The organism is Sphingorhabdus sp. EL138 (assembly GCF_945882965.1).
Lineage (GTDB): Bacteria > Pseudomonadota > Alphaproteobacteria > Sphingomonadales > Sphingomonadaceae > Sphingorhabdus_B.
In genome coordinates, this window is sequence record NZ_CAMCWY010000002.1 from 28,892 (window position 1) to 50,317 (window position 21,426).

Annotated in this window: 17 protein-coding genes; 9 read left to right on the plus strand and 8 right to left on the minus strand. The window is 55.4% G+C overall.

Features of this window, described 5'->3' with window-relative positions; all coding sequences use genetic code 11:
* The first annotated feature begins 9 nt into the window (after nt 1-9).
* A complete protein-coding gene (locus Q0N43_RS01205) occupies nt 10-543 on the plus strand; it encodes a DUF6886 family protein (protein WP_295441323.1) in 534 nt (177 codons plus the stop codon).
* 108 nt (nt 544-651) lie between these two features.
* Nucleotides 652-1,182: a hypothetical protein gene (locus Q0N43_RS01210; protein ID WP_295441326.1), complete on the plus strand. Its 531-nt coding sequence runs from the start codon at nt 652-654 to the stop codon at nt 1,180-1,182.
* 125 nt (nt 1,183-1,307) lie between these two features.
* Here the strand turns inward: Q0N43_RS01210 and phnN are convergent, their stop codons facing one another.
* The 7 genes from phnN to phnD are packed head-to-tail and all read right to left on the minus strand — an operon-like array spanning nt 1,308 to nt 6,935.
* Complete coding sequence (gene phnN / locus Q0N43_RS01215) at nt 1,308-1,862, minus strand: phosphonate metabolism protein/1,5-bisphosphokinase (PRPP-forming) PhnN (protein WP_295441329.1); 555 nt, start codon at nt 1,860-1,862, stop codon at nt 1,308-1,310.
* Nucleotides 1,855-2,544 (minus strand): chloramphenicol acetyltransferase, encoded by a 690-nt coding sequence (locus tag Q0N43_RS01220; RefSeq protein ID WP_295441332.1) that lies wholly within the window; start codon nt 2,542-2,544, stop codon nt 1,855-1,857. The genes phnN and Q0N43_RS01220 overlap by 8 nt, the downstream gene beginning before the upstream one ends.
* Nucleotides 2,541-3,383, minus strand: a complete 843-nt coding sequence (gene phnC / locus Q0N43_RS01225; RefSeq protein ID WP_295441336.1) for a phosphonate ABC transporter ATP-binding protein — start codon at nt 3,381-3,383, stop codon at nt 2,541-2,543. The genes Q0N43_RS01220 and phnC overlap by 4 nt, the downstream gene beginning before the upstream one ends.
* Nucleotides 3,384-3,395: 12 nt before the next feature.
* Nucleotides 3,396-4,223, minus strand: coding sequence for a phosphonate ABC transporter, permease protein PhnE (gene phnE, locus Q0N43_RS01230; protein ID WP_295441339.1), 828 nt, complete (start codon nt 4,221-4,223; stop codon nt 3,396-3,398).
* Complete coding sequence (gene phnE, locus Q0N43_RS01235) at nt 4,220-5,128, minus strand: phosphonate ABC transporter, permease protein PhnE (protein ID WP_295441341.1); 909 nt, start codon at nt 5,126-5,128, stop codon at nt 4,220-4,222. The genes phnE (Q0N43_RS01230) and phnE (Q0N43_RS01235) overlap by 4 nt, the downstream gene beginning before the upstream one ends.
* Nucleotides 5,125-5,985, minus strand: a complete 861-nt coding sequence (locus Q0N43_RS01240; RefSeq protein ID WP_295441344.1) for a PhnD/SsuA/transferrin family substrate-binding protein — start codon at nt 5,983-5,985, stop codon at nt 5,125-5,127. The genes phnE (Q0N43_RS01235) and Q0N43_RS01240 overlap by 4 nt, the downstream gene beginning before the upstream one ends.
* On the minus strand, nt 5,982-6,935 hold the full coding sequence (phnD, locus tag Q0N43_RS01245) for a phosphate/phosphite/phosphonate ABC transporter substrate-binding protein (protein ID WP_295441347.1): 954 nt from the start codon (nt 6,933-6,935) through the stop codon (nt 5,982-5,984). The genes Q0N43_RS01240 and phnD overlap by 4 nt, the downstream gene beginning before the upstream one ends.
* A 134-nt stretch (nt 6,936-7,069) precedes the next feature.
* Between phnD and Q0N43_RS01250 the strand changes: the two genes are divergently transcribed.
* From Q0N43_RS01250 to Q0N43_RS01280, 7 genes are all read left to right on the plus strand, one after another.
* Nucleotides 7,070-7,603: a hypothetical protein gene (locus Q0N43_RS01250; RefSeq protein ID WP_295441350.1), complete on the plus strand. Its 534-nt coding sequence runs from the start codon at nt 7,070-7,072 to the stop codon at nt 7,601-7,603.
* A complete protein-coding gene (locus tag Q0N43_RS01255) occupies nt 7,557-8,972 on the plus strand; it encodes an FN3 domain-containing metallophosphoesterase family protein (protein ID WP_295441353.1) in 1,416 nt (471 codons plus the stop codon). The genes Q0N43_RS01250 and Q0N43_RS01255 overlap by 47 nt, the downstream gene beginning before the upstream one ends.
* Before the next feature lie 59 nt (nt 8,973-9,031).
* On the plus strand, nt 9,032-12,004 hold the full coding sequence (locus Q0N43_RS01260) for a TonB-dependent receptor (protein ID WP_295441355.1): 2,973 nt from the start codon (nt 9,032-9,034) through the stop codon (nt 12,002-12,004).
* 43 nt (nt 12,005-12,047) lie between these two features.
* Nucleotides 12,048-13,568 carry a phosphoesterase gene (locus Q0N43_RS01265; protein ID WP_295441358.1) on the plus strand — a complete coding sequence of 507 codons (1,521 nt, stop codon included), beginning with the start codon at nt 12,048-12,050 and terminating at the stop codon, nt 13,566-13,568.
* A 28-nt stretch (nt 13,569-13,596) separates the two neighbouring features.
* Nucleotides 13,597-14,346, plus strand: a complete 750-nt coding sequence (locus Q0N43_RS01270; protein ID WP_295441360.1) for a hypothetical protein — start codon at nt 13,597-13,599, stop codon at nt 14,344-14,346.
* Nucleotides 14,347-14,623: 277 nt separating this feature from the next.
* Nucleotides 14,624-16,996, plus strand: a complete 2,373-nt coding sequence (locus Q0N43_RS01275) for a TonB-dependent receptor (protein WP_295441363.1) — start codon at nt 14,624-14,626, stop codon at nt 16,994-16,996.
* A gap of 8 nt (nt 16,997-17,004) precedes the next feature.
* On the plus strand, nt 17,005-18,096 hold the full coding sequence (locus tag Q0N43_RS01280; protein WP_295441364.1) for an alkaline phosphatase family protein: 1,092 nt from the start codon (nt 17,005-17,007) through the stop codon (nt 18,094-18,096).
* Between the two features lie 741 nt (nt 18,097-18,837).
* Here Q0N43_RS01280 and Q0N43_RS01290 read toward each other — a convergent pair.
* Nucleotides 18,838-21,108 (minus strand): TonB-dependent receptor, encoded by a 2,271-nt coding sequence (locus Q0N43_RS01290; RefSeq protein ID WP_295441370.1) that lies wholly within the window; start codon nt 21,106-21,108, stop codon nt 18,838-18,840.
* Nucleotides 21,109-21,426 lie beyond the last annotated feature (318 nt).

Below are 21,426 nucleotides of genomic sequence, written 5' to 3' on the forward strand. Positions count from 1 at the left end.
GCACGGCCGATGTTCGATCCCTCGCATTTGTTTCACGCGTCGCATGAATCCGGTATCAAAGCGTTTTATCCAAGGATTCCGCCAGCTCCGGAAGTGGGACAGAACAACCCATGTGTCTGGACAACAAGCTATCCGTTTTTATCAAACTACCTTGCCCCACGTGATTGCCCCAGAATCATTTTTGGAAGAGGGCCGGCCACGACCAAAGCAGACGCCGACCGATTTATCGGCAAAAGCAAAGCGTCACGTATCGTTGTTATTGAAAAGGACTGGCGCAGCCGGATGGCGGAAATGCCCATGTGGATCTATGCATTTGAGGCCGGACCGCACTGGAATTTATTTGACCCCAATAGTGGGGTTTATGTCAGTGAGATATCCGTGATGCCCCTGCAACGGCACAGAATTCAAAGCCCCGCCGAAGCGCTGGCCGAACATGGCGCGGAATTACGCGAAGTCGACAATCTCTGGCCGATGATTGAAGCCGTAAGTCGATCCACGCTTTCGTTTTCTATTATCCGTAAACGTAATGCGCAGTTGGGTTAGAGTTTTCATGCGCATCAGATTAGCGTCGGTCAGTGAGGGCCTGCCGCGCAACTTTCCACGATTATCGGTCGTTTTTCAACGGGCCCACTTTTACAAGGGATGCGCTTCATGCGTGTGATGGTCGTCGGTATATCGGGAGCAGGTAAATCCACATTTGCGGCGCGGCTGGCCGAGGCGGCCGGACTGCGCGTGGTCGAACTTGATCTGCTGAACTGGGGGCCGGGCTGGTACAATCGAAGTGCGGAAGAACCAGAAGCTCTGATCAATGCTATCGATGCGGCAACGCAGGGGGACAACTGGGTAGTTGCGGGTGGATATTCGCAGGTATGGCCGATTGTCTGGCCACGCATGAAGCATCTGGTATGGCTAGACCTGCCCCGCATGCAGGTGATGCGCCAGGTAATCCCTCGGTCGCTGGCGCGGGCGGCGTCGGGCACCGATGTGTTTCCTGGATGCCGCGAGGATTTCTTCCGGCTGTTCCGCGCCGAACACCCGATCCGTTGGGCTTGGAACAGGCATCATAGTCGCCGCGAAAGCATTGCCCGTGCATTAGCTGAACCCGCCTATGCCCATCTTGAAGTTCATCGCTGCCATTCGCGCAAGGACGCCGATGCAGCGCTGGCGCGGCTGTCGACGTGATAAATCGATCCGCGCTCTTGTCTTCCATTATCCGCAAACGCACTGCGCAACTGGTTAGGCATTCGATAAATAACTGCGCAAGATCGCCTAGTTGCCGCGCCTACCCGCGCTGCACGCCTAAATTGTTACATCGTTCCATTTTCGACCGCCAATAAAAAGGCCCTAATGGCTTCTTCAAGGCTGCCGTCATTGGTGACAATGACCACGTTATCGCCGTTCGGTTGAGCGATCCCTGCACGTGCCAAACGTCCTGCCACATCCGCGGCGCTTTCACGGCCGCGCGCCGCGATCCTATGTGCAAGGATATCAAGAGGTGCAGTGACGAAGATGATCCGCAGATTTGAATATTTGCCGCGCGCGGTATCGAGGACGGTGCGTGAAACATTGACCACCACGGTTGCGCCGTTTTGGATCTGCTGATCGATCACTGCGGGAACCCCGTAGCAAAGACCGTGCGCGTCCCATGAAAGGGCATAACCATCTGCGTTACGCGTTGCGTGAAAATCTTCGACGCTCACTTCTATATGATCTTCGCCGCCGGCATCGCTCGGGCGGGTAATTTCACGTTTAGGGAAATGATAGCTGGCATCTGCTGAAAGCTTATCCGCTGCCGCCGAAATCAGGCTGTCCTTGCCCGCACCGGACGGGCCGACGACAAGAATCAGCCGGCCTTCAGCCATGCTTCTCACAAAATTCTGCAGCGTCCAATTTACGAAATTCGTCCAGTGCGGAAGCAAGCCGGTCATGATCCCAGTCCCACCAGGCGATCTCGAGCAGCTTCTCCCGTGTCGCCGCATCAAACCGATTTTTGATTACCTCAGCCGCCACTCCGACCACAACTGCAAAAGGTGGTACGTCCTTGGAAACCACCGCGCCAGCGCCAATGACGGCGCCGGTGCCAACGGTCACGCCGGCCAATATTGTTGCGCCATGTCCGACCCAGATGTCGTGCCCCATCTCAACTTTGTCGGCACGTCGCCATTCGAAGAATTCGGCATCGTCCGCATCACCCATCGCATAAGACACCGCACGATAGCTGAAATGATGCTGGGCTGCGCGCCATGTCGGATGATTACCCGGATTGATTCGCACATCGCGTGCGATTGAGCAGAATTTGCCGATTGCCGCGTAGGTCGCGCTCGAATCGCTGACGATATAGCTATAATCGTCAAACGAAACCTCATGCAGATGGGTCCGTGCACCCACTCGGGTCCAGCGGCCGAGCGCGCAATCGATTACCGCCGCTTCCGGATCAATCTCGGGTTCAGGTCCATGCGTTAAACTCTTTGCCCGCTGCGGAACTTCGCGCGCGACATATGTGAGGCCTTTGTCATTGGCGACGCTGACAAGCCGGCCGCTCATGCTATGCTTTCAAGCTGGGGCTCGCCGCGTATTGTGGGTGGGACGGCTGCGGGCCGCGCAGTTTTAAGTTCTTTCTGAGGTGCGAGATCTGCCTGACAAGGTTGACTCGTTGCGCCGTAAATCCGATCCACTTCCTGGTCGGTCAGCTCCTCAACCGGGGCATCGAATACAATCTTACCGTTGTTCATGCCGATCACGCGGCTACAATAACGCCGCGCAAGATCGACCGAATGAAGGTTGATTAAGAGCGTGATGTTGCGTTCCCGGTTGAGCGCTGCGATGCTTTGCATCACGATTTCGCTGTTGATCGGATCAAGCGAGGCGACCGGTTCGTCTGCGAGCAGGATTTCTGGATCTTGCAGCATCGCGCGCGCAATGGCGATCCGCTGTTGCTGCCCACCAGAAAGGTTTTGCGTCCGTTTGAAAGCGGTGTCCACCATGCCAAGCCGGTCCAGTTCCATGACTGCGCGCGCGCGCTGTTCTGCCGGGAAGGATTTGAAAAGTGAGGGGAGCAGTGGACGCGTTGCCAATGTACCCAAAAGAACATTGGTCAGAACGTCAAGGCGCGGGATCAGATTGAACTGCTGAAAGATGATTGCCGAGCGCCCGCGCCAATCACGCAGTTCCTTTCCCTTGAGTGCTGTGACCGATTGACCACGCCAGAAAATCTCGCCCTGCTGGGGCACGTAAAGGCGGTTGATCAGGCGCAGCAAACTGCTTTTACCCGACCCCGATCGACCGATAATTCCCACCATTTCCCCCGGCGCTATGCTGAGACTGGCGTTGTCCACTGCGACAACGTCGCCAAAGCAGCAACGCAGATTCTTCAACTCAAGCATAGTCCAACCCCCTTATGTCAAATGCGCGCGCAGCCGCTCCGACCCGAAATCCACTATCCCCACAACAATGATGTACATCAAGGTGATGAAGGCAACTTCGTCGAAAGCGAAAATTCGTATCCGTTCTTCGAGTTCGAATCCAATCCCGCCAGCGCCAACAACACCGACCACAGCCGCCGCGCGGAAATTCTGTTCGAGATAGTAAAGACATTGGCTGAGCCAGACGGGCAGCAGCTGTGGGACAACACCAAATCGGAACACGCCCGATGTGCTCGATCCTGTAGCGCGCAGCGAATCCTGTTGCCGGGCATCAACATTTTCCAGCGCTTCGGCAAACAGCTTGCCAAGGCGCGGGATGTCCGAAAAGGCGATGGCAAGTATGCCCGGAATTGGCCCCAGACCCACCGCCGCCACCAAGATAAGTGCCCAGACAAGCACGGGAATGCCGCGAAACAGGTCCATGAACCGGCGAATGGCGAAATGAATGGCGGGGTTGGGCACGATGTTCCGCGCCGCCGCTAAACCCAGCGGGATTGCGACCAACGCGGCCAGCAATGTTCCCAAAACAGCAATGGCCAAGGTTTGCACAAGCGCTAGCAAAAGCCGGGGTAGTTCGCCTCCTGACGTCGGCGGCCACATTGCGCCAAGGATGGTGCCCATCTTCACTAGGCCGCCGCCCAAAACATCCCAACTGAGGCCAAGGTCATAGCAGCAGGCCACGAAAACGATTAAGAATGCGGCGACGGCCAACGCCGTTTTGATCCGCCGTTCCAGCCTGATGATCACTGCACCGGGAAGTATGGCCTCGGCCCGGGCAATCAGGGCAGCCTCAGCGCTCACTGCGTCAACCCAATTAGCCGGTGGCGCAGTTGTTCGGACACAAGGTCGATCACGAAAATACAAAACACAATCAAAATCAGGATCGCCAAATAGGTATCAAATTCAGTGAAGCTGATGGCACGTTCCAGCTCCATGCCAATCCCGCCTGCGCCAACAATGCCAAGTGCTGCGGCGACCGACAGATTAATCTCCATCCGCAGCAACCAATATGAAAGGATTTGCGGTAGCAATTGCGGCAGGATCCCAAAGCGGAGCTGCAACAGACGGTTGCCGCCCACGCCCTCGATCGCGTCCACTTGGTTCATTTCGGCATTTTCCATGCATTCACTGAACAGTTTACCGAGCGAACCCATCGTCGTGATGATGATGGTGAGCACGCCAGCAACCGCACCCAGACTAAAGGCCGCGGCGAAAATCAGGGCGAGGATCACATCAGGGATCGTGCGCGCCGCATCAAAACCGCGCCGAACCGTATGGCGCAAAAACGCATTCCGGTTGAGATTGGCCGCCGCCTGAAACGACAGCCCTAGTGCCATTAGCCCGCCAACCACAGTGCCAACAAAGGCCATGGCCACAGTTTCGCGCATCGCCTCCAACCAGCGGGGCAGGTCGTAGAACCAGCTGGCGAGCGATCCATCAACCTGGCGACCGGCGAAAAGTGCATCGGCCCTTAGATCGGGGATCAGCCTATCGACAAAGCTTGCGATGCGGTCAATCCAGCCTGCGTCAACGCTGCTTTTCCCGACAGCGCTCAACTCAACCGAGCCTAGCAGGATGATTGAAACCAAAATCATCCAGGCGAAAGTCTGAAGGCGGCTTTTGCGGATGGTCTGGCGCCACTCGCTTTCTATGGCGGCCACGCGGTTGAGTGAGGAAGTTCCTGTCGACGCAGCGCTGTCTTTCACGACGATGTCTGTTCCAGCGCGGTCTCTTCTGTCGGTTCAATCTCAGCTGCGTCAGGAACGAACCAGCGCGCGAGCTCCGGTTTTTCCTGCGGCAAAGCAATATGGATACCCAGCAGCCGCGCTCTGCTTTCTTTGGGGATATCGCGGCGCACGCTCCATGCGCTGGCTGCCGCCGGTCGGCCGCGCCAGACTTCCTTGAACCCCTCACACGGCTTGTCGCCCTTTTCCTCGCCGCGGCACAGCCGCATCCATTCGGCACCATATAAAGCGAGGACATCGGCCTTGCCCGCCTTGATAACTGCCAGTCCGTCGCTGGCGTTGGCCAAGGTCTGTGCGGCGGCGATGGCGCTGTCCGGAATATTGCGGGCAGCCAGCGTGCGCTTGACGCCGAGCAACATGGTTGCATTTGCGCCAGACAGTGCAAGCCTCGCCTCCGCTAGGTCCTTAGTTGGGCTATTTTCTGTGGTGACCAGCACGATCGCGACACGGCCGATATCTGCGGGAATGCGGCCCGTCATCATCGGCCTGACAGAGGCTTTAACCGGCGCAATGCTGGCGGCGTCAAGCAAAGCCATATCCACTTTGTTATCAGCCAGCGCCCTTGCTGCCTCGGCCTTGCTTGCCACAGGGCACAGCAGCACAGGAATTTCCATGCGCGCGGAAATATGCTGCACATAAGCGCGCTGCACTGTAGTCCAGCTTTTGTCATCCGCGCTGCATTCGCCGGCGGCCTTGCCCTCAATGGCAACACGCAATTGTTTGATCTGGCTTTGGATCGTGCTGCCACTTTCTTTTTCCGCTCCACCGCAAGCGGAGAGGAACGTTAACGCCAATAGCGAGAGGGTTCCTAGTCTCATTTGTTGTCTCCGCCTTTGCGCCGAGTTTTGATTTCGCTGTCGCGGATCGCGATGATGTCGGTGTAATTGTCACGACTGACCGCCGCAAAATCATTTCCAGGTGCTTGCCCCATATCATCCCACACTTCAGGCTTTTCAAACGGCAGCATGGCAAAAGCACCGCGCATAATATCTTGAAATGCCTGCGGCCTGTCGGTGCGTATGACAAAAGGCGAGTTGGCCATGGGACCTGCGGTCCAGATAATCCGGGTATCGCCCGCCTTGATGAGGCCACGGCGCCCCATCGTTATAGGGTTGCCCGCTGCAAATCCGGTTTCTGGCGTTCCCGCACTGACAGTGGTTAGCGCCGCATCAACCCTGCCATTGACCACAGCCAGCAGCGCCTGGCTCGCTCCGCCAGCCATGATCGATTTTGAAAAATGCTTTTCTGGGTCATAGCCTTGCTTGAGCAGCGTATTGCGCGGAAAAATATAGCCCGAGGTTGAGTTGAAATCGACATAGGCGATGGATTTACCCTTCAGGTCGTCAAGCGTTTTATAGGGTGAATCCGCTTTGACGATCAGCGCCGAATAATAGCCCAGCCCGCCCTCAGCCTGACGGATGGTCAGGAAGGGCAGCACTTTGCGACCCACCTGTGCGTCGACATTGGCGTAAGAGCCTCCACCCATGGTGGCGATATCGACCTGACCTGAAGATATCGCCTGAATGACCCCGTTATAGTCACTTGCCTCAAACGTTTCGATATTGAGACCAGTGATATCCTTTAGATGCGCACGATAGCCAGTCCACCGAGCCACATTATCCGGATCAGCCTCATCATTCCGGACAGCAATACGGATTTTGCCCATCTCGGCCTGCCAGCTACCGGCGGGCGCGGTCGACTTCGTCTCACCGCATGCTGACAAGAGCATTGCAGCAAAAATTAACGACACTGGCCATTTTAATTTCATCTTGCACCCGAATCTTCTTGTCTTTTTCCTCACGCTCAATCTGCGGCACACATGTTTCAGCGATGTGACGGACATGCGATTACCGCATAGCTTTCAGGGGTATGACCACCCATCAGCACCAAGCCGCAAGTTCAATGCCGAAGATCCGAGGCTTTTTGCACATGCTGGTCTCGCACCATGTGGCGGTGTTGGCGCCTGTTGCGGGCAAATTTTTGTCAGTCAGCGGCGGCGTAAACAGGCTGTTACCCAAGCCGGCACTATTCTGGCGCGCTGCCTGCCAAGGCCGCAGCTTGACCAATGGCTTGTTGCTTGCCCTTGCAAAGCGAGGTGAGCCGGTGACCGCCTTGGTATTTGCTCCGTTACTAGGGTCAGGACCTATTAAGTCGCAGGCGATAGGTTTTTTAAATTACGCATACCACCGCGCCGATTTGTTCATCCATAGGATTACGCTCCTATTCAGGAAGTGCCATTCAACAACATTCGGCTGGTTCACAAAATTTAAATATAATTCACGCACGTATGTAACCGAAACAACATCACGATGCATCTTCTCAAACCTATTTGGCACCCGTGGTATCGGGGGCTGGGTCAATGATTCGAAATATTGCGTTGTTTGGGGCAATGGCACTCGCTTTCGCAATAAGCGCGGTTCCTGCGGTTGCGCATGATGGAAATCATACTGTCCCACCTTGGCAGGAAGCATCCGCGTGGCCTGACCGAGTTATTGCAACTTTTGAAGCTGATCCCGCAACGTCTTTAGCGGTGAATTGGCGCACGATAGCATCGGTTTCGGCCTCTCGCGCTGAGATTGCCCTTGCAACGCCAGATGCCCGCTTTGACCTGACCGCACGCAGCGTTTCGGCGCAGACGGAAATCGTCGATCTTGCAAAAACGATGTTTGGCGGCGCTGACATCGCTATTCCGTCGAATGACAAATTGCCTGCTGTGGCATATCACTCCGTACGCTTTGACGATCTTCGCCCGGACACGCTTTATGCTTACCGAGTTATGGGCGCTGATGGGCTTTGGAGCGAATGGTTCCAGACCCGTACAGCTCCGCTGAGCGGTCCGGTCCGTTTCATCTATATGGGCGACGCCCAAAATGGTGTGTTGTCTTTATGGTCGCGCACTATTCGCGCAGCCTATCAGGCAGCGCCCGATGCAAGGTTCATGTTACACGCGGGTGATTTGGTTAACCGCGCCAGCCGCGATACAGAATGGGCCGAGTGGTTCAAGGCCGGCGGCTTCCTGCATGCTATGGTCCCCGCAATTCCGGTAACGGGAAATCACGAATATGATATGGCAGCGCCAGGCGAAACTGAGCGTGTTCGCTTACTCAGCCATTTGTGGCGGCCGCAATTCCGACTGCCGGTTGATGGCACGCTGCCGTCAGCCGTGCATGAAACGGCATATGCGGTGCGTTACTCGGCCGATCTTGATGTCTTTGTCCTTGATAGCAACCAACGCGATATGGCGCCGCAGGCTGCTTGGTTGGATGCCCAGTTAAAGGCTTCAAAGAAACGCTGGCGCGTCGTCACAATGCATCATCCAGTTTTCAGTTCCGGCAAGGATCGCGACAATAAGCCTAACCGCGACTTACTTCTGCCAATCCTGACCCGTCACAGCGTCGATCTGGTGCTGCAGGGTCATGATCATACGTATGCACGCGGACTTTTGGATGCCAGTGCCCAATTGCCGCGCCGCTCTGGGTTCAAAATAGGGGACACGCTGACCACGATGTTCGTCAACTCAGTTTCCGGCCCCAAACAATATGAGTTCCGCAAAGTCGGGTGGGACGATTATGCGCCGACTGGTGTTAAGCTTGAGCGGCAGGGAGAAAATGGTCAATTTTTCCAAGTCATTGGGATTGATGGCAACCGCCTGACCTACACCGCTTACACCGCGGATGGTGTGCAATATGACGCCGCCATTATCGAAAAGCGCGGAAATACCAAGCGCCTTATCAAAAACGATAAGGACGCTCCACCTACACGGCGTTTTGACAACACGCTGCCTTACCAAAGTCCGAATTTCTAAAACCCATGCCACTGCGCAATTGCACATTGGCATCAACATTAACGTACAAAGGATACAACATGACTTCGACACGCTCACTTCTGATGGCCAGTGTTGGCCTGAACCTTTTGTTTACGCTGCCCGTCGCCGCTCAGACGACAGCCGCTGCACAAGCCACTTCCAACGAAGCCTCTGTTGGCTCAGGTCAAGTTAGCGGCATCGTGACCGATGCAAACGGTAACTACGTTTCGGGTGCAACCGTTCGTATCGAAGGTTCTAAGGTCGTTGAAACTACCAATGCGCAGGGCCGCTTCACACTGCGCGGAGCGCCAGCCGGACAACAACAGATCAGCGTAAGCTATTTCGGTGAAAAAGACGTAAATCAAACGATCGTCGTAATAGCCGGGCAGGACACCGAAGTTCAGGTGTCGCTGGCTTCTGCGGCAGCCGTTGAAGGTGACATCGTTGTAAGTGCATCGCGCCCAATCGCGGAATCACAAGCAGCAGCTTTACAGGTTCAGCGCTCTTCACCTGCATTGGTTAGCGTGCTCTCAGCCGACAGCGTCGGCCGGTTCCCTGACCAAAACCTCGCCGCCGCAATCGCTCGCCTTCCCGGCGTCGCCGTGCAGCGCGATCAGGGCCAGGATCGCTTCATCAGCTTGCGTGGCGCCCGCACCAGCTGGACCACGGTATCGTTCGACGGCATCAACGTGATCAGCCCCACAGGACGCGAAACGCGCTTCGACACCATCCCAGCAGCCATCGCCAGCCAAGTGGCTGTGCGCAAGGCGGTGACCCCCGATCTCACCGGCGAAGCCGTAGCCGGTCAGGTTGACGTCCGCACCCGCAGTGCCTTCGATTATCCAGGCTTTAAGCTTGGCCTCGATCTCGGTGCTGGCTTCTCGGCATTGGGCGGCGGCCGCCAATACAACTTCTCCGGGAACATCTCGGATCGTTTCTTCGACAACACCATCGGCATCCTCTTGTCGGCCTCACGCTTTGAAGTCGACATGGTCACCGACAACTTTGAAGCCGATCCATGGGAAATTGCACCGGAAGATCGTCTGCCGGGCTTCTCCGATCGCGTATGGGCGCGTGAGTTTGAAAACAAACTGTATCGCCTGACACGTTCCAACACTGCGTTCAGCGGTAAGATCGACTGGCGCCCAGACAACAACAACGAAGTCTTCCTGAGTTCGGTACTCACCGAATTCCGCGACGACGAATTGCGCAACCAGTATCTCTTCGATTTCGATCAAAATGCGGTCAGCACCGACAGCACTGCTGCTCAGTTGACAGCAAAACGCACTGGCTATGCCGATACCCGCACTGGCAATACGCCGCTGCAGGGCACGCTATACGGCATTGAAATCGACAGCACGCTCAACAGCCTGTCGTCACGCCAGCGCATCTTCACCAACACGTTGGGCGGCAACCACATCTTTGGCGAATGGAAGGCCAACTGGCGGTTGAACTACACCCGCGCCCAAGAAGATGCCCGGCACCCGTTCACTTCGACCTGGGTCAGCCCGTCGGATCGCACACTGCGGCCAAGCATCGTCTATGATTTCACCAATCCAAGCGATAACAAGGTAACGCTGTTCAATACGGTGGCAGATGCAAACCAGAATTATTCGCTGGGCGCCCGCCGCGATATCATCGGCACCACAGAGCTAAATTTCGTTGACTTCCGACGCGCGAACGCGCGCAACCAGACCGACGCCTATACGGCGCGGCTTGATATTGACCGCAATATCACGCTGTTCGGCCAGGACACCAAGATCCAGTTCGGCGGCCAATACAACCAGCGTACCAAGGAATCAAACCGCACGATCATCGAAGTGACCCCGGCCTTGCTGACCGCTAAGGGCATTGCACTGCCGCGTCAGGATGCGATCTCGACCAACGCACCACTCAAGGTCAACATTCCGATGGGCTACGGCTTCCGCTATCACGACAGCAAGCTGGGCAGCGCCCTGCTGGACAGCTATATTGCTGCCGGAGCCTCACAGATTCGGACCGCCGACACCACGAGCAATTTCTACGAAGTCACCGAGGAAATCTTTGCTGGCTACATGATGGGCACGATGTTCTTCGACAACGGCAATATCGTCGCGGGTGTTCGCGCCGAGCGGGTGGACAATACCGGTCGGTCGAACGGCACCGTCAACGGCGTGCTTCAGGAGCTGAATTCAAACTCTGGCAATACGTTGTTTTTCCCCAGCCTGCATCTGAACTATGATGCCACTGACGAGGTCAAGCTGCGCCTGTCGCTCAACACCGGTGCAGCACGGCCAGATTATTCGCTGCTGCGCCCCAACCTGACGATCAACGATACGCTTCAGACTATTTCGGGCGGCAACCCGTTTGCCGTGCCCGAAAAGGCTGTTGGCGTGGATGGCTATGTCGAATGGTATATGGGCAACGGAGGCTTTCTGTCGGCAGGCATTTATTATAAGAAAGTCCGCGACGTATTGTTCGGGTTTACCCAGACTTTCGGAAACACGGACTTCGATGCCCCCGGTCTCGAGCGTTCGAACTACAGTTTCAGCTCGACGGTCAATGGCGGTAGCGGCGAGATCAAGGGCATTGAAATCGCTTATTCGCAGCCCTTTACCGGCCTGATGCGCAGCTTCGGTGCACCAGAATGGCTTGAAGGCTTCGGTTTCCAAGGCAACATCACCCTCAATCGTTCCGAAGCCAAGACCCCGGACGGCCGCACGGTTAAGTTGCCCGATGCGTCCAATACCAACTACAACGCTTCGCTGTATTACGAACAATATGGTCTGTCCCTGCGCGCCAGCTGGCAATATCGCAGCGATTATCTGTTCGGCATCGGCAGCGTTGAAGAAGGTGGCGATGGTTATTGGCGGAAAGTTGGCCGTCTCGACCTTTCGGGCCGCTATGCGATCAGCCCGCAGGTCGAAATGTTCGTCGATGCCACCAACCTGCTGGACGAACCTGGTCGTCGTTACGTAGGCATCCCGATCCGGGTTCTCGAATACGAAAAGTTCGGTGCCCGCTTCATGGGCGGCGTGCGCATCAACTTCTAATTAACTAAGCATGGCAACAGTCCACAGTGCGAGAAAGAATTTCATGAAACGAACCTCTTTAATTCTCGCACTGCTGGCTGTTGCCGTTAGCTCTTCGGTCTATGCCCATGACGGACATGGCGTCGTCACCGAAGCGCCAAAGACAGACGGCAAAGAAAAGGCCAACTCCAACGGCCGGAAGTGGCTTGCGGGCGATCACCATATTCACAGTGAATTCAGCGCAAGTTACCAAGTCGATCCCAATGCACCCAACGAGGCGCCCAAGCCGCTTTTGGGCAAAGATGGACGCTATTCAATTGCGCGCAATGCGCAAATGGGTTCCAGCTTTGGTTTGAATTGGATGGTGTCCACCGATCACGGTGGTCCGCTGCATTCGCGGCTGAACTTCGAACAGGCATACCCCCAGTTGTTGGTTGCGCGCAAAGCGGTGCCAAACATTCTGATATTTTATGGTATGGAATTCGACACCCCTGCGGGTGATCACAGCAGCATGATCATCCCCTTCACTAAGGCTGAGCGGTCGCAGTTGCAGGATATTGAATTGCGCTATTCAAAACGGGAGGCTTTCCCCGCTGATCCAGCACGCGATACCGAACCCAAGATGATTGAAGCATTACGCTTCATGCGCGCGCAGCCAAACCAACCGGTTTTGATTGCTAACCATCCATCACGGTCAGCAAAAGAGTTGGGGGCATATGGTCAGTATACCCCTACAGAGTTCCGCAACTGGAATGATATCGCGCCGACGATATCGGTTGGCATGGAAGGTGCGCCCGGTCATCAGGCGGCTGCGATAAGTGTAGATGGCAGTATTGATGCAACCGGCGCGCGTGGCGGCTATCGTAATGCACCCACGCTGGGCGGATTTGACCAAATGACCGCACGACTTGGCGGCTTCTGGGACTCAATGCTTGGCGAAGGGCGACGGTGGTGGATCACCGCCACGTCAGATTCACATTCCCACTGGCGCGACGGCGGAAGCGATTTTTGGCCAGGCGAATATTCAAAAACCTACGTCCATGCCCGCAGGGATCATAGTGATGTGCTTGATGGCCTTCGCAATGGCCGTATGTTTGTCACCACTGGTGATCTTATCAGTGAATTGGATGTCACTGTTAAAGCCCTCGGCGGACGTAAGACGGCCAATATGGGTGGGGCGGTTTTGGCCAAGACCAGCGACGATGTTGAGGTTGTAGTGCGGTTGCGCGACCCGTCCGGCGCTAACCATGGTGGGTACATGCCTGAGGTGGCAAGGGTCGATCTCATCATAGGTGATGTAACTGGACCAGTTACCGATCGTTCGGCGGACCGCAATCCAAGTACGCGTGTGGAAAAGCGTTTTGCCTCTGGCGATTGGACGCGATCAGGCGAAGTGCTTACGATGCGCCACACGCTCCGTAATGTGCAGGCTCCATTTTATGTCAGAGTTCGCGGTACCAACACAACGCAGATCGAACCAACGGCAGATCCTAAAGGCGAAAATCCATGGGAAGATCTATGGTTTTATAGCAACCCAGTATTTGTGAAATTAGACAAACGTAGCAAGAGCTTAAGTTTGCCCTAACTGCAGATTGAAACTAAACGGAAGCAAAGTGCCATATCTTCCCTCCAAACCTGACTTCCTGCTTGAACAGACACTTGCGCAGGGTGCCACAAATAGGCTGATTGCGGACTCACTGATCGACGAGCTGGTTGCAATATCGAATCCACCAAGTGACGAACTTAGAGATAACATCGCCGTGGAATTTGAGCGAGCCGCATTGGTTTTGCGTTCATGTCGGTCCGTTCGTGGCAGTCGTGTGGTACGAAAAGCCTTTCAAGGCCAATTAAGCGAAGCGCAAAGATCTGCAAAAAGACTCAGCAACATTCTTACCAAATTGGATCCAGAGCTGAAAATTCGGTTCAACAGTCAATTTGAGGCCGCACAAGATCTTAACTACAGTTCGGTCTCACTTTTTGAAGTCGAATATCTTCTCAATGTTTTCGAAGATGTTGATATACTGTATCCTCCCAGCAAGAAATCCGAAGATATTTTGGTTTGGGTCATAGATGGCTTGATCCACGCAATCGAAACACGGCTCGTTCCCGCATTCGATTGTTATAGCCCGCCCAAAAGAGGAGGATGGTTTTCTACCGCCAGGCAGGCGAAATTGATTTTCGCATTTTTAAAAGCTGTGGAACCGGAGAAGTCCAAGCGTTACAATCTGGATTACATCAGTTATCGAATTAAGTGCACTAAACTAGGGATGATCTTACATGAAGACCGCAACGACCGGCTTCGTCCCGACCTAGCAATCAGCGCCATATCCAAGATCGGTATCACAAATAGCTGCCGGGATTGACGCCCACTTTTGGTGATAGTTTCCAGCAGGCCAAATGTCTGCAATTGGGCGCAAAGCTGCCGCTTCGCATTTGTCTGGAAAACTGAACACAGGCATCCCGAGTGGCGGGATTGTTTGGAGAGTGCAATGGATTGGCGGTTGATAACCCTGTTATCAACTAAACCTAATCGCTTGCGCGGTGTGAGGTAAAAGTCCTATGCGCATGGATGATTGCGAAACTGTCATAAAGCAACGTTATTCCGTTTAGAGTTAAAAAGTCTCGGGAGTGATGGTTCAGATGGAAAGCAAAGTCACACTTGGATTGATCATGTTTTCCGTGGTTAGCCCAGTCCAGGCCCAAGAGGCTATCGGCACGGAATATGCTGTAGTTGCAGACATCGTCGTCACTGCCCAGAAGCGCACAGAAAACCTGCAAGACGTGCCAGTCAGCCTGAAGGTACTTGACGCCCAAGTGCTCGCCGAGCGGGGCATATCTCGGTTCGACGACTATGCCCAGTTCCTCCCCAGCCTGTCCTACACCAGCATCGGTCCTGGCCAAGCCGAAGTCTTCTTCCGCGGCCTCTCCAACGGTAACCGGCTGTCTACGGGCTCACTGCCGACCGTGGGCGTCTATCTCGACGAGCAACCCGTCACCACCATCGGCGCAGTGTTAGACGTCCACATCTACGACATCGCCCGCATTGAGGCCCTTGCCGGGCCGCAAGGTACCCTGTTCGGCGCCAGTTCAGAGGCCGGAACACTCCGGATCATAACCAATAAGCCCCGCCAAGGTGTGTTCGAGGGCGGTTTTGATATTGAGGGTAACAGCGTATCGAAGGGCGGGTTTGGTCGCTCGGTCGAGGGCTTCGTCAATATGCCTATCACCGACAACATCGCACTCCGCATCGTTGGTTTTGACATACGCGACGCCGGATACATCGACAACGTTGCCAACGAACCCGACTTGATATTCCCGACATCTGGCGTTGTCCGCGACAACGGCAGCTTTGTCGGCAAAGACCAAAACGAGGTCGACACCGCGGGCGGTCGCGTTGCGCTCGGTATCGACCTCGATGAAAACTGGACGATCACCCCTAGCGTGATGGCCCAACGCCGCACCGCCGACGGCACCTTCGCCTTCCGTCCAGAAGTTGGCGATCTAGAAAATGTCCGCTACTCCCCTGACACCATCCGTGACCGCTGGGCCCAAGCCGCGCTTTTAGTCGAAGGCAAGATTAGCCGCTTCGATGTCACCTATGCAGGCGCTTATCTTGACCGCACCGTTTCCTACACTGCCGACTATTCCGACTATGCCTTTTTCTATGATAGCTACTTCGCCGCGACACCTGACGATTTCGGGAACCAGTTTTTCAACAACGCAAACGCGCTGATCGACCCGAGCCAGGTCACGACCCAGCTCGAGAAGTTCACAAAGCAGAGCCATGAACTGCGCATCGCCTCGCCCGCGTCGGATCCACTACGGATCGTTGCTGGCCTCTTTTATCAGCGCCAGACCAACGACTGGACCAATCTCTATAAGGTGAAGGACCTTGCTGACAGCCAGTCGATTACCGGTCTGCCGGGCGTTAACTACGCTAACATTCAGTCCCGCGTTGACCGCGACTATGCCGCCTTCGCCGAGTTAAGCTATGACATCCTGCCTGCGCTCACAGCTACCGGCGGCGTTCGCCTGTACCGCTACAACAACGATGTAGTGGGCTTCTTTGGTTACAATGCAAACCGGTCGGAAGTTGGCGAAGCTGGCTGTCTGCCTGGTACCGTTGGCGTCTACGGAACCCAACGGCCGTGCGACAACATCAACGCAGGTGCGCGCGGATCGGGTTTTCGCCACAAGGTTAATGTCAGCTGGCGCCCTACCCAAGGCAAGCTGCTATACGCCACTTGGTCAACCGGTTTCCGACCGGGCGGGATCAACCGCCGCCCGGCCGCATCGCCCTATGATGCAGAAACGCTGACCAACTATGAAATTGGCACAAAAACCAGCTGGGCTGGTGGGCGCCTGCGCCTGAACGGCACCCTGTTTTTTGAAAAGCTGAACAAGGCCCAGTTCGCCGTCACTTCGGACCAAAATGGCATCACCGACATTATCAACGCGGGTAGGGCCGAATCCAAAGGTATCGAAGCCGATGCCACTTGGGTGCCGGTGGACGGCCTCAGTCTCCAGGCCTCGGCCACTTGGGTCGATGCCGCAATCACCGCCGACTTGTGCAAATTCGCTAACGCTACACTAGACTGTTCGCTGTCCAACGCCAACGGCGACCCAAATTCAACCACCGCCCCGGCGGGTTCAGCTTTTCCCAACTCGCCCCGCTTCAAGACGGCCGCGACTGGCCGTTACGAATTCGACCTCGGCCCCTTCGAAACGAGCCTGCAGGCCTCGCTCCTTTACCAAAGCTCATCGCAACCCTCGCTCGACACCGCGGAGGCTGCGCTGCTGGGCACGCAGACTGCTTACACCACTGTCGATCTTTCGGCAGGCCTCAGTCGCGACCGCTGGTCGCTAATGCTTGCTGCGCAAAATCTCTTAGACGAGCGCGGCCAACAGGTTCGTACGGCGAGCTGCGCCATTTCGCTTTGCGGGCCTAGTGCCATACAGGTCTTCCCGATCCGCCCTCGCTTAGTTTCTCTCCGCCTCGCTTGGCGTTACTAGGACTGCCAATGACCCTCTTTCTTCGGATTGTCCTCGCGCTTGCCCTTCTCGCGCAGTTTGCGGAGCCAGTTACCGCCGCCACTTCCAACCAGCGCCTGGTCCTCGTCACGCTCGATGGCGTTCGCTGGCAGGAACTGTTCCGAGGCCCTGATCCGGTGCTGACGGAAAACAGCCACTACACCCATGAGGATCTGAAGGAATCTGTGCAGAAGGCTTGGATTGAGGTTCCTGACCGCGGGGCGGCCCTAATGCCATTCCTGCACGAGATGGCGCGCACCGGCGGAACTCTTTACGGCAACCGCGACAAGGGCGAATGCATGAAAGTCGTCAACGACATGTGGTTCTCCTACCCCGGTTACAACGAGATCTTGACCGGCAGGCCCGACAACCGCATCACCAGCAACGACAAAATATATAACCCCAACGTTACCTTCTTGGAATGGTTGAACCGTCAACCCGGCTTTAAGGGCCAAGTCACCGCCTTCGGTACTTGGGATGTGTTTCCTTACATAATCAATGACAAGCGCAGCGGCGTGCCAGTCAACGCCGGCCTCGGGAACCGTTTTCCAACCGATACCCTCACCGCGCGCCTAGCACTTCAAACGTTGCGCAAATCGAAGCCGCGCGTGCTTTATATAGGCATGGGCGACACGGATGAGCTCGCCCATGTCGGCAACTACGAACAGTATTTAGCCGCCGCAAACCGCGCCGACGATTTCATCCGGACGATCTGGGAAACCATTGAAGCGGATCCAGTCATGCGTGGCAAGACTACGCTCATTGTCACCACTGACCATGGCCGCGGTGAAGCTGCGGACGAAACCTGGACCGAGCATTCCAGCAAAACCTACCTGGAAATGTACCCAACCTATTTGCGCGACTATACCAAGACCGGCATCATCGGCTCCGATGCCATCTGGTTCGCGGCCATCGGTCCTGGCGTCAAGCTAGGTTCCCCGCTGGCTTCGACGAAAGCTGACGCTGTTGGCGCCTGCGCCACCCAGAGCCAGATAGCCGCCAGCGCCCTGACGGCACTTGGCATAGACTGGCGCCGCTTCAATCCCAACGCCGGTATGCCGCTGCCGCAATTCGGTCCCTAATCGCGGCAGAGGGCGTGCGGGTACACGTTGACAGCGCTTTGAGCCGCGTCTGAGCCCTTCGATGGTGCGGTTACTGCGGTTCTTCGCCAGCCTTAGGGTACGTTCCAACCATCCACAAAGGCCGACACGCACTACGTCGAGACCGGCATAAGTGTATATTTCTGAACCCAGAGATCAGGAGTGGCGGGATTGTTTAAGTCGGCTTTGGATGGGGCATGGACGGTTTACACGATTGGCACTGCGCTCATCTTTGTGTTCATCTCGCGCCTAAAAACGGATGAGTCATCCGCAACGCTTTGGGACCGGTCCGCGCAATCCCAAACCCCACAAAAGCCACACTTGCCCTGGAAGAGCCGTTGGTGTCGAACACCGTTCGCCAGCGTTCCAATTGGAACAGTCTATTTTGGCGGAAAGCCTAATCGGCTATCGTCCTTGAGCAGTTGTGATAGCAGCATTTGGGCCGCTAGTGGACCGTCCGCTATTGTTTGTGCAGACGAAGAAAGAGGACAATTTCTAGATCGGGCATGCTGAAGGCAGCAGGATCGTTGTCTCAACAGCCTTGACTCGCTTCACACCACAGATCGTTTCAATTCCAACATCGGAAGGTTCATTCAGTATGGCACCGCGGCTAGGTACGTGCACGATGGTGTTCGCAGTGCCGAAGTCCATTGCCCGATCGCATGAGGCAAACTTTCGGATCCTACTTAGCACTGCGAGTTAAAGCTCCTATTTTGTTACGATTCAGAATTTTGCACTCATTTTTAATCCATAGAACCGTGGTTCACCGGGGATAAAGGTAGGGATGCCAAAGGCTCCCCCGGTGTTTCCGGCGTCGAGCAAGTAGCGACTGTTGAAAATGTTGCGCGCAAAGGCAGAGATTTCGTAGCGATTATCGGCGAACCGAACTCCACCGACGATATTGACGAGCGTAACCGGTCCTTGGCTCCGCGCTTCAAGGTTGGGCGTTTCGAAGTACAGCTTACTGCGATACGTGATGCTTGGCGTTGCGAACACATTAACGTTACCGAGCGGAGCATCAATGATCAAACCTGCCGATGCCTGATAGTCAGGCTGCAACCGGAATTTGGCGCCGCGGAAGTTTGCGGCAATATCTGCTCGGTTGTCGATGCCACCATCAATGTAAGCGCCGTTGGCGAACATTGTCAGCCATGATGTTGGCCGGACATTAACTTCTGCCTCAACGCCTTTGTTCGTCGCCGTGCCTGCGCTTTGCGTTACGCCGACAATGCTTGGTGGGATGATGATGCTCACCTGAAAATTATCATATGTCAGATAGTAAACACCGATTGATCCTGAAACGATACCCACAGTGCCCTTCACACCAAGTTCATAGTTCCAGAGAACTTCCTCAAGAACTGGCGATATATTGGCAACGGGGCCATCGGATGTAGAGCGCGCTGAGACATTGACGATTGCCGAGCGGCGTCCTTTTGATACGGTGGCGTAGGCATTGAAATTGTCCGACAACTTGTAAAGCAGGTTAAAGCGCGGAAGCACGTCGGCATAACTATCTTCAGACTGGAACGTCTGCCCCGCCGTATCGACTTGTCCGGGTATGACTGAAGCGCCCCCGGTCAATCCCGACCTGGGCACACCAGCCCGGTATCCTGACAGTCGCTTTTCTATCTGCACGCGAACACCTGCCGTAATCTCAAGACTTGGCGTCGGGATCCAAGTGCCGTCGACAAACATGGAGTAGCTGGTGTTACGGCCTTGATTTTCGAAGAATGACCGATAGTCGATGCGCGGTGCAGCGGCGGCAGGAACGCTCCCATCTGGAGCTACGCACTGCGCCCGCGTTGCGGCGGTTGCGGTGAGGCAAGCAAAAAACGTGTTTTCATTCGTTGAAAAGGGTACGTTTTGCACTCCGTTTTCGCGGAAGTAATTAAATCCGAACGACCCGCGGAATTTGTCGCTGTTGTAGGAGAGACGAGTTTCCTGATTGAACTGGTCACCTTGGGCAAGCTCAGCGAACTCAAGATATTCGGCAGCTGTCCCATCCGCATCAAACACTTCGAGCGAGTCAAACTTGCGGTAGCCGTTGACCATAGTGAGCACCCAATCATCTGCGATATCCCAGTTGACCGTCAGATTGGCATCATAGACGTCGCGCTTGAGACCAAGTTTGCTAAGCCCGAGATCCCGGAGTGCGTTGGGTGTGCCGCCAAGGGCTGCATCGCCAAAAGCGTTGGGCGCGCCCGACGCGGTTGGATACGTAAGGGAGATAAAGGGTGTGCCTGAATTCCGCTGACGGTCATAGGTAAGGATCAAGTCGGCGGAAAACGCGTCAGTGGGTTTAAACCGCAGCGAACCGCGCGCGCCAAACTGGTCTTGAGCGTATAAGTCATCTTGGCCGGCAGCCAGATTGTTTACATAACCATCACGCTTTTTGTAGGCAAAGGCTATGCGTCCAGCTACCTTTTCCGAGCCTGCATTGATAAACCCGGTGGCTGTGTGTTGATTGAAGTTACCATATGTGCCGCCTAATTCACCGCTAAAGCCATCTTCAGGCCGCGCGGAGATCAAGCTGATTGCGCCGACGGCAGAGGCGGTGCCAAAGAGCGTCGCTTGTGGTCCCTTCACCACCTCGATACGCTCCATATCGAATATGTCCTGATATGAACCGCGCGACCGAGAGATATCAACGCCGTTATAGTACAGCGTAACGCGCGCGCCTTGCTGGGCTGAGCCAGAGTCGGACGTAATACCTCGAATAACGATGCCGGGGTTGTTCGCACTCTGCTCCTGGATGTTGAGCCCAGGAACATAGTTTGAAAGCTCATCCAGATCATTGACGCCAATTTCGCGTAAGCGTGTTCCCGTGACCGCGGTAATCGTTAACGGGACATCAATCTGACGTTCTTCGCGCTTTTGGGCCGTAACGATAATTTCGTCTTCTCTCGACACCTCATCTGCTGCCACGCCTTGGGCGAAGGCGGGGAGGCTTACGGTTGAGGACAAAAGAATGACAAGCAATGATAAACGGCGCATAAAAAAACTCCTGAAAACGATGTTGGAATCTCTAGCGCCAGCTAAAGTCAGCTTAAGGTCGCAATGAAGTCAAATTCATGTCACTGGGGTAGTATGTTTATGAATACTCCGGTCGGCAGCAGGCGACGACGTAGCCGCGGTTTAAAGCACGAAACATTGAGAGGCTTGTCCGGATCAGAACATTTGACACTGCCGTAGGAAAATTTAAAAATGCTGCTAAAGCGCAGCCTTTCGCTGCCTTAGACCCAACTCACTGTCGACAAGGTGCGAGAATCGGCTGCAATTGGGCCGGGAGCGGACTGTCGGCATTGCGGTTTG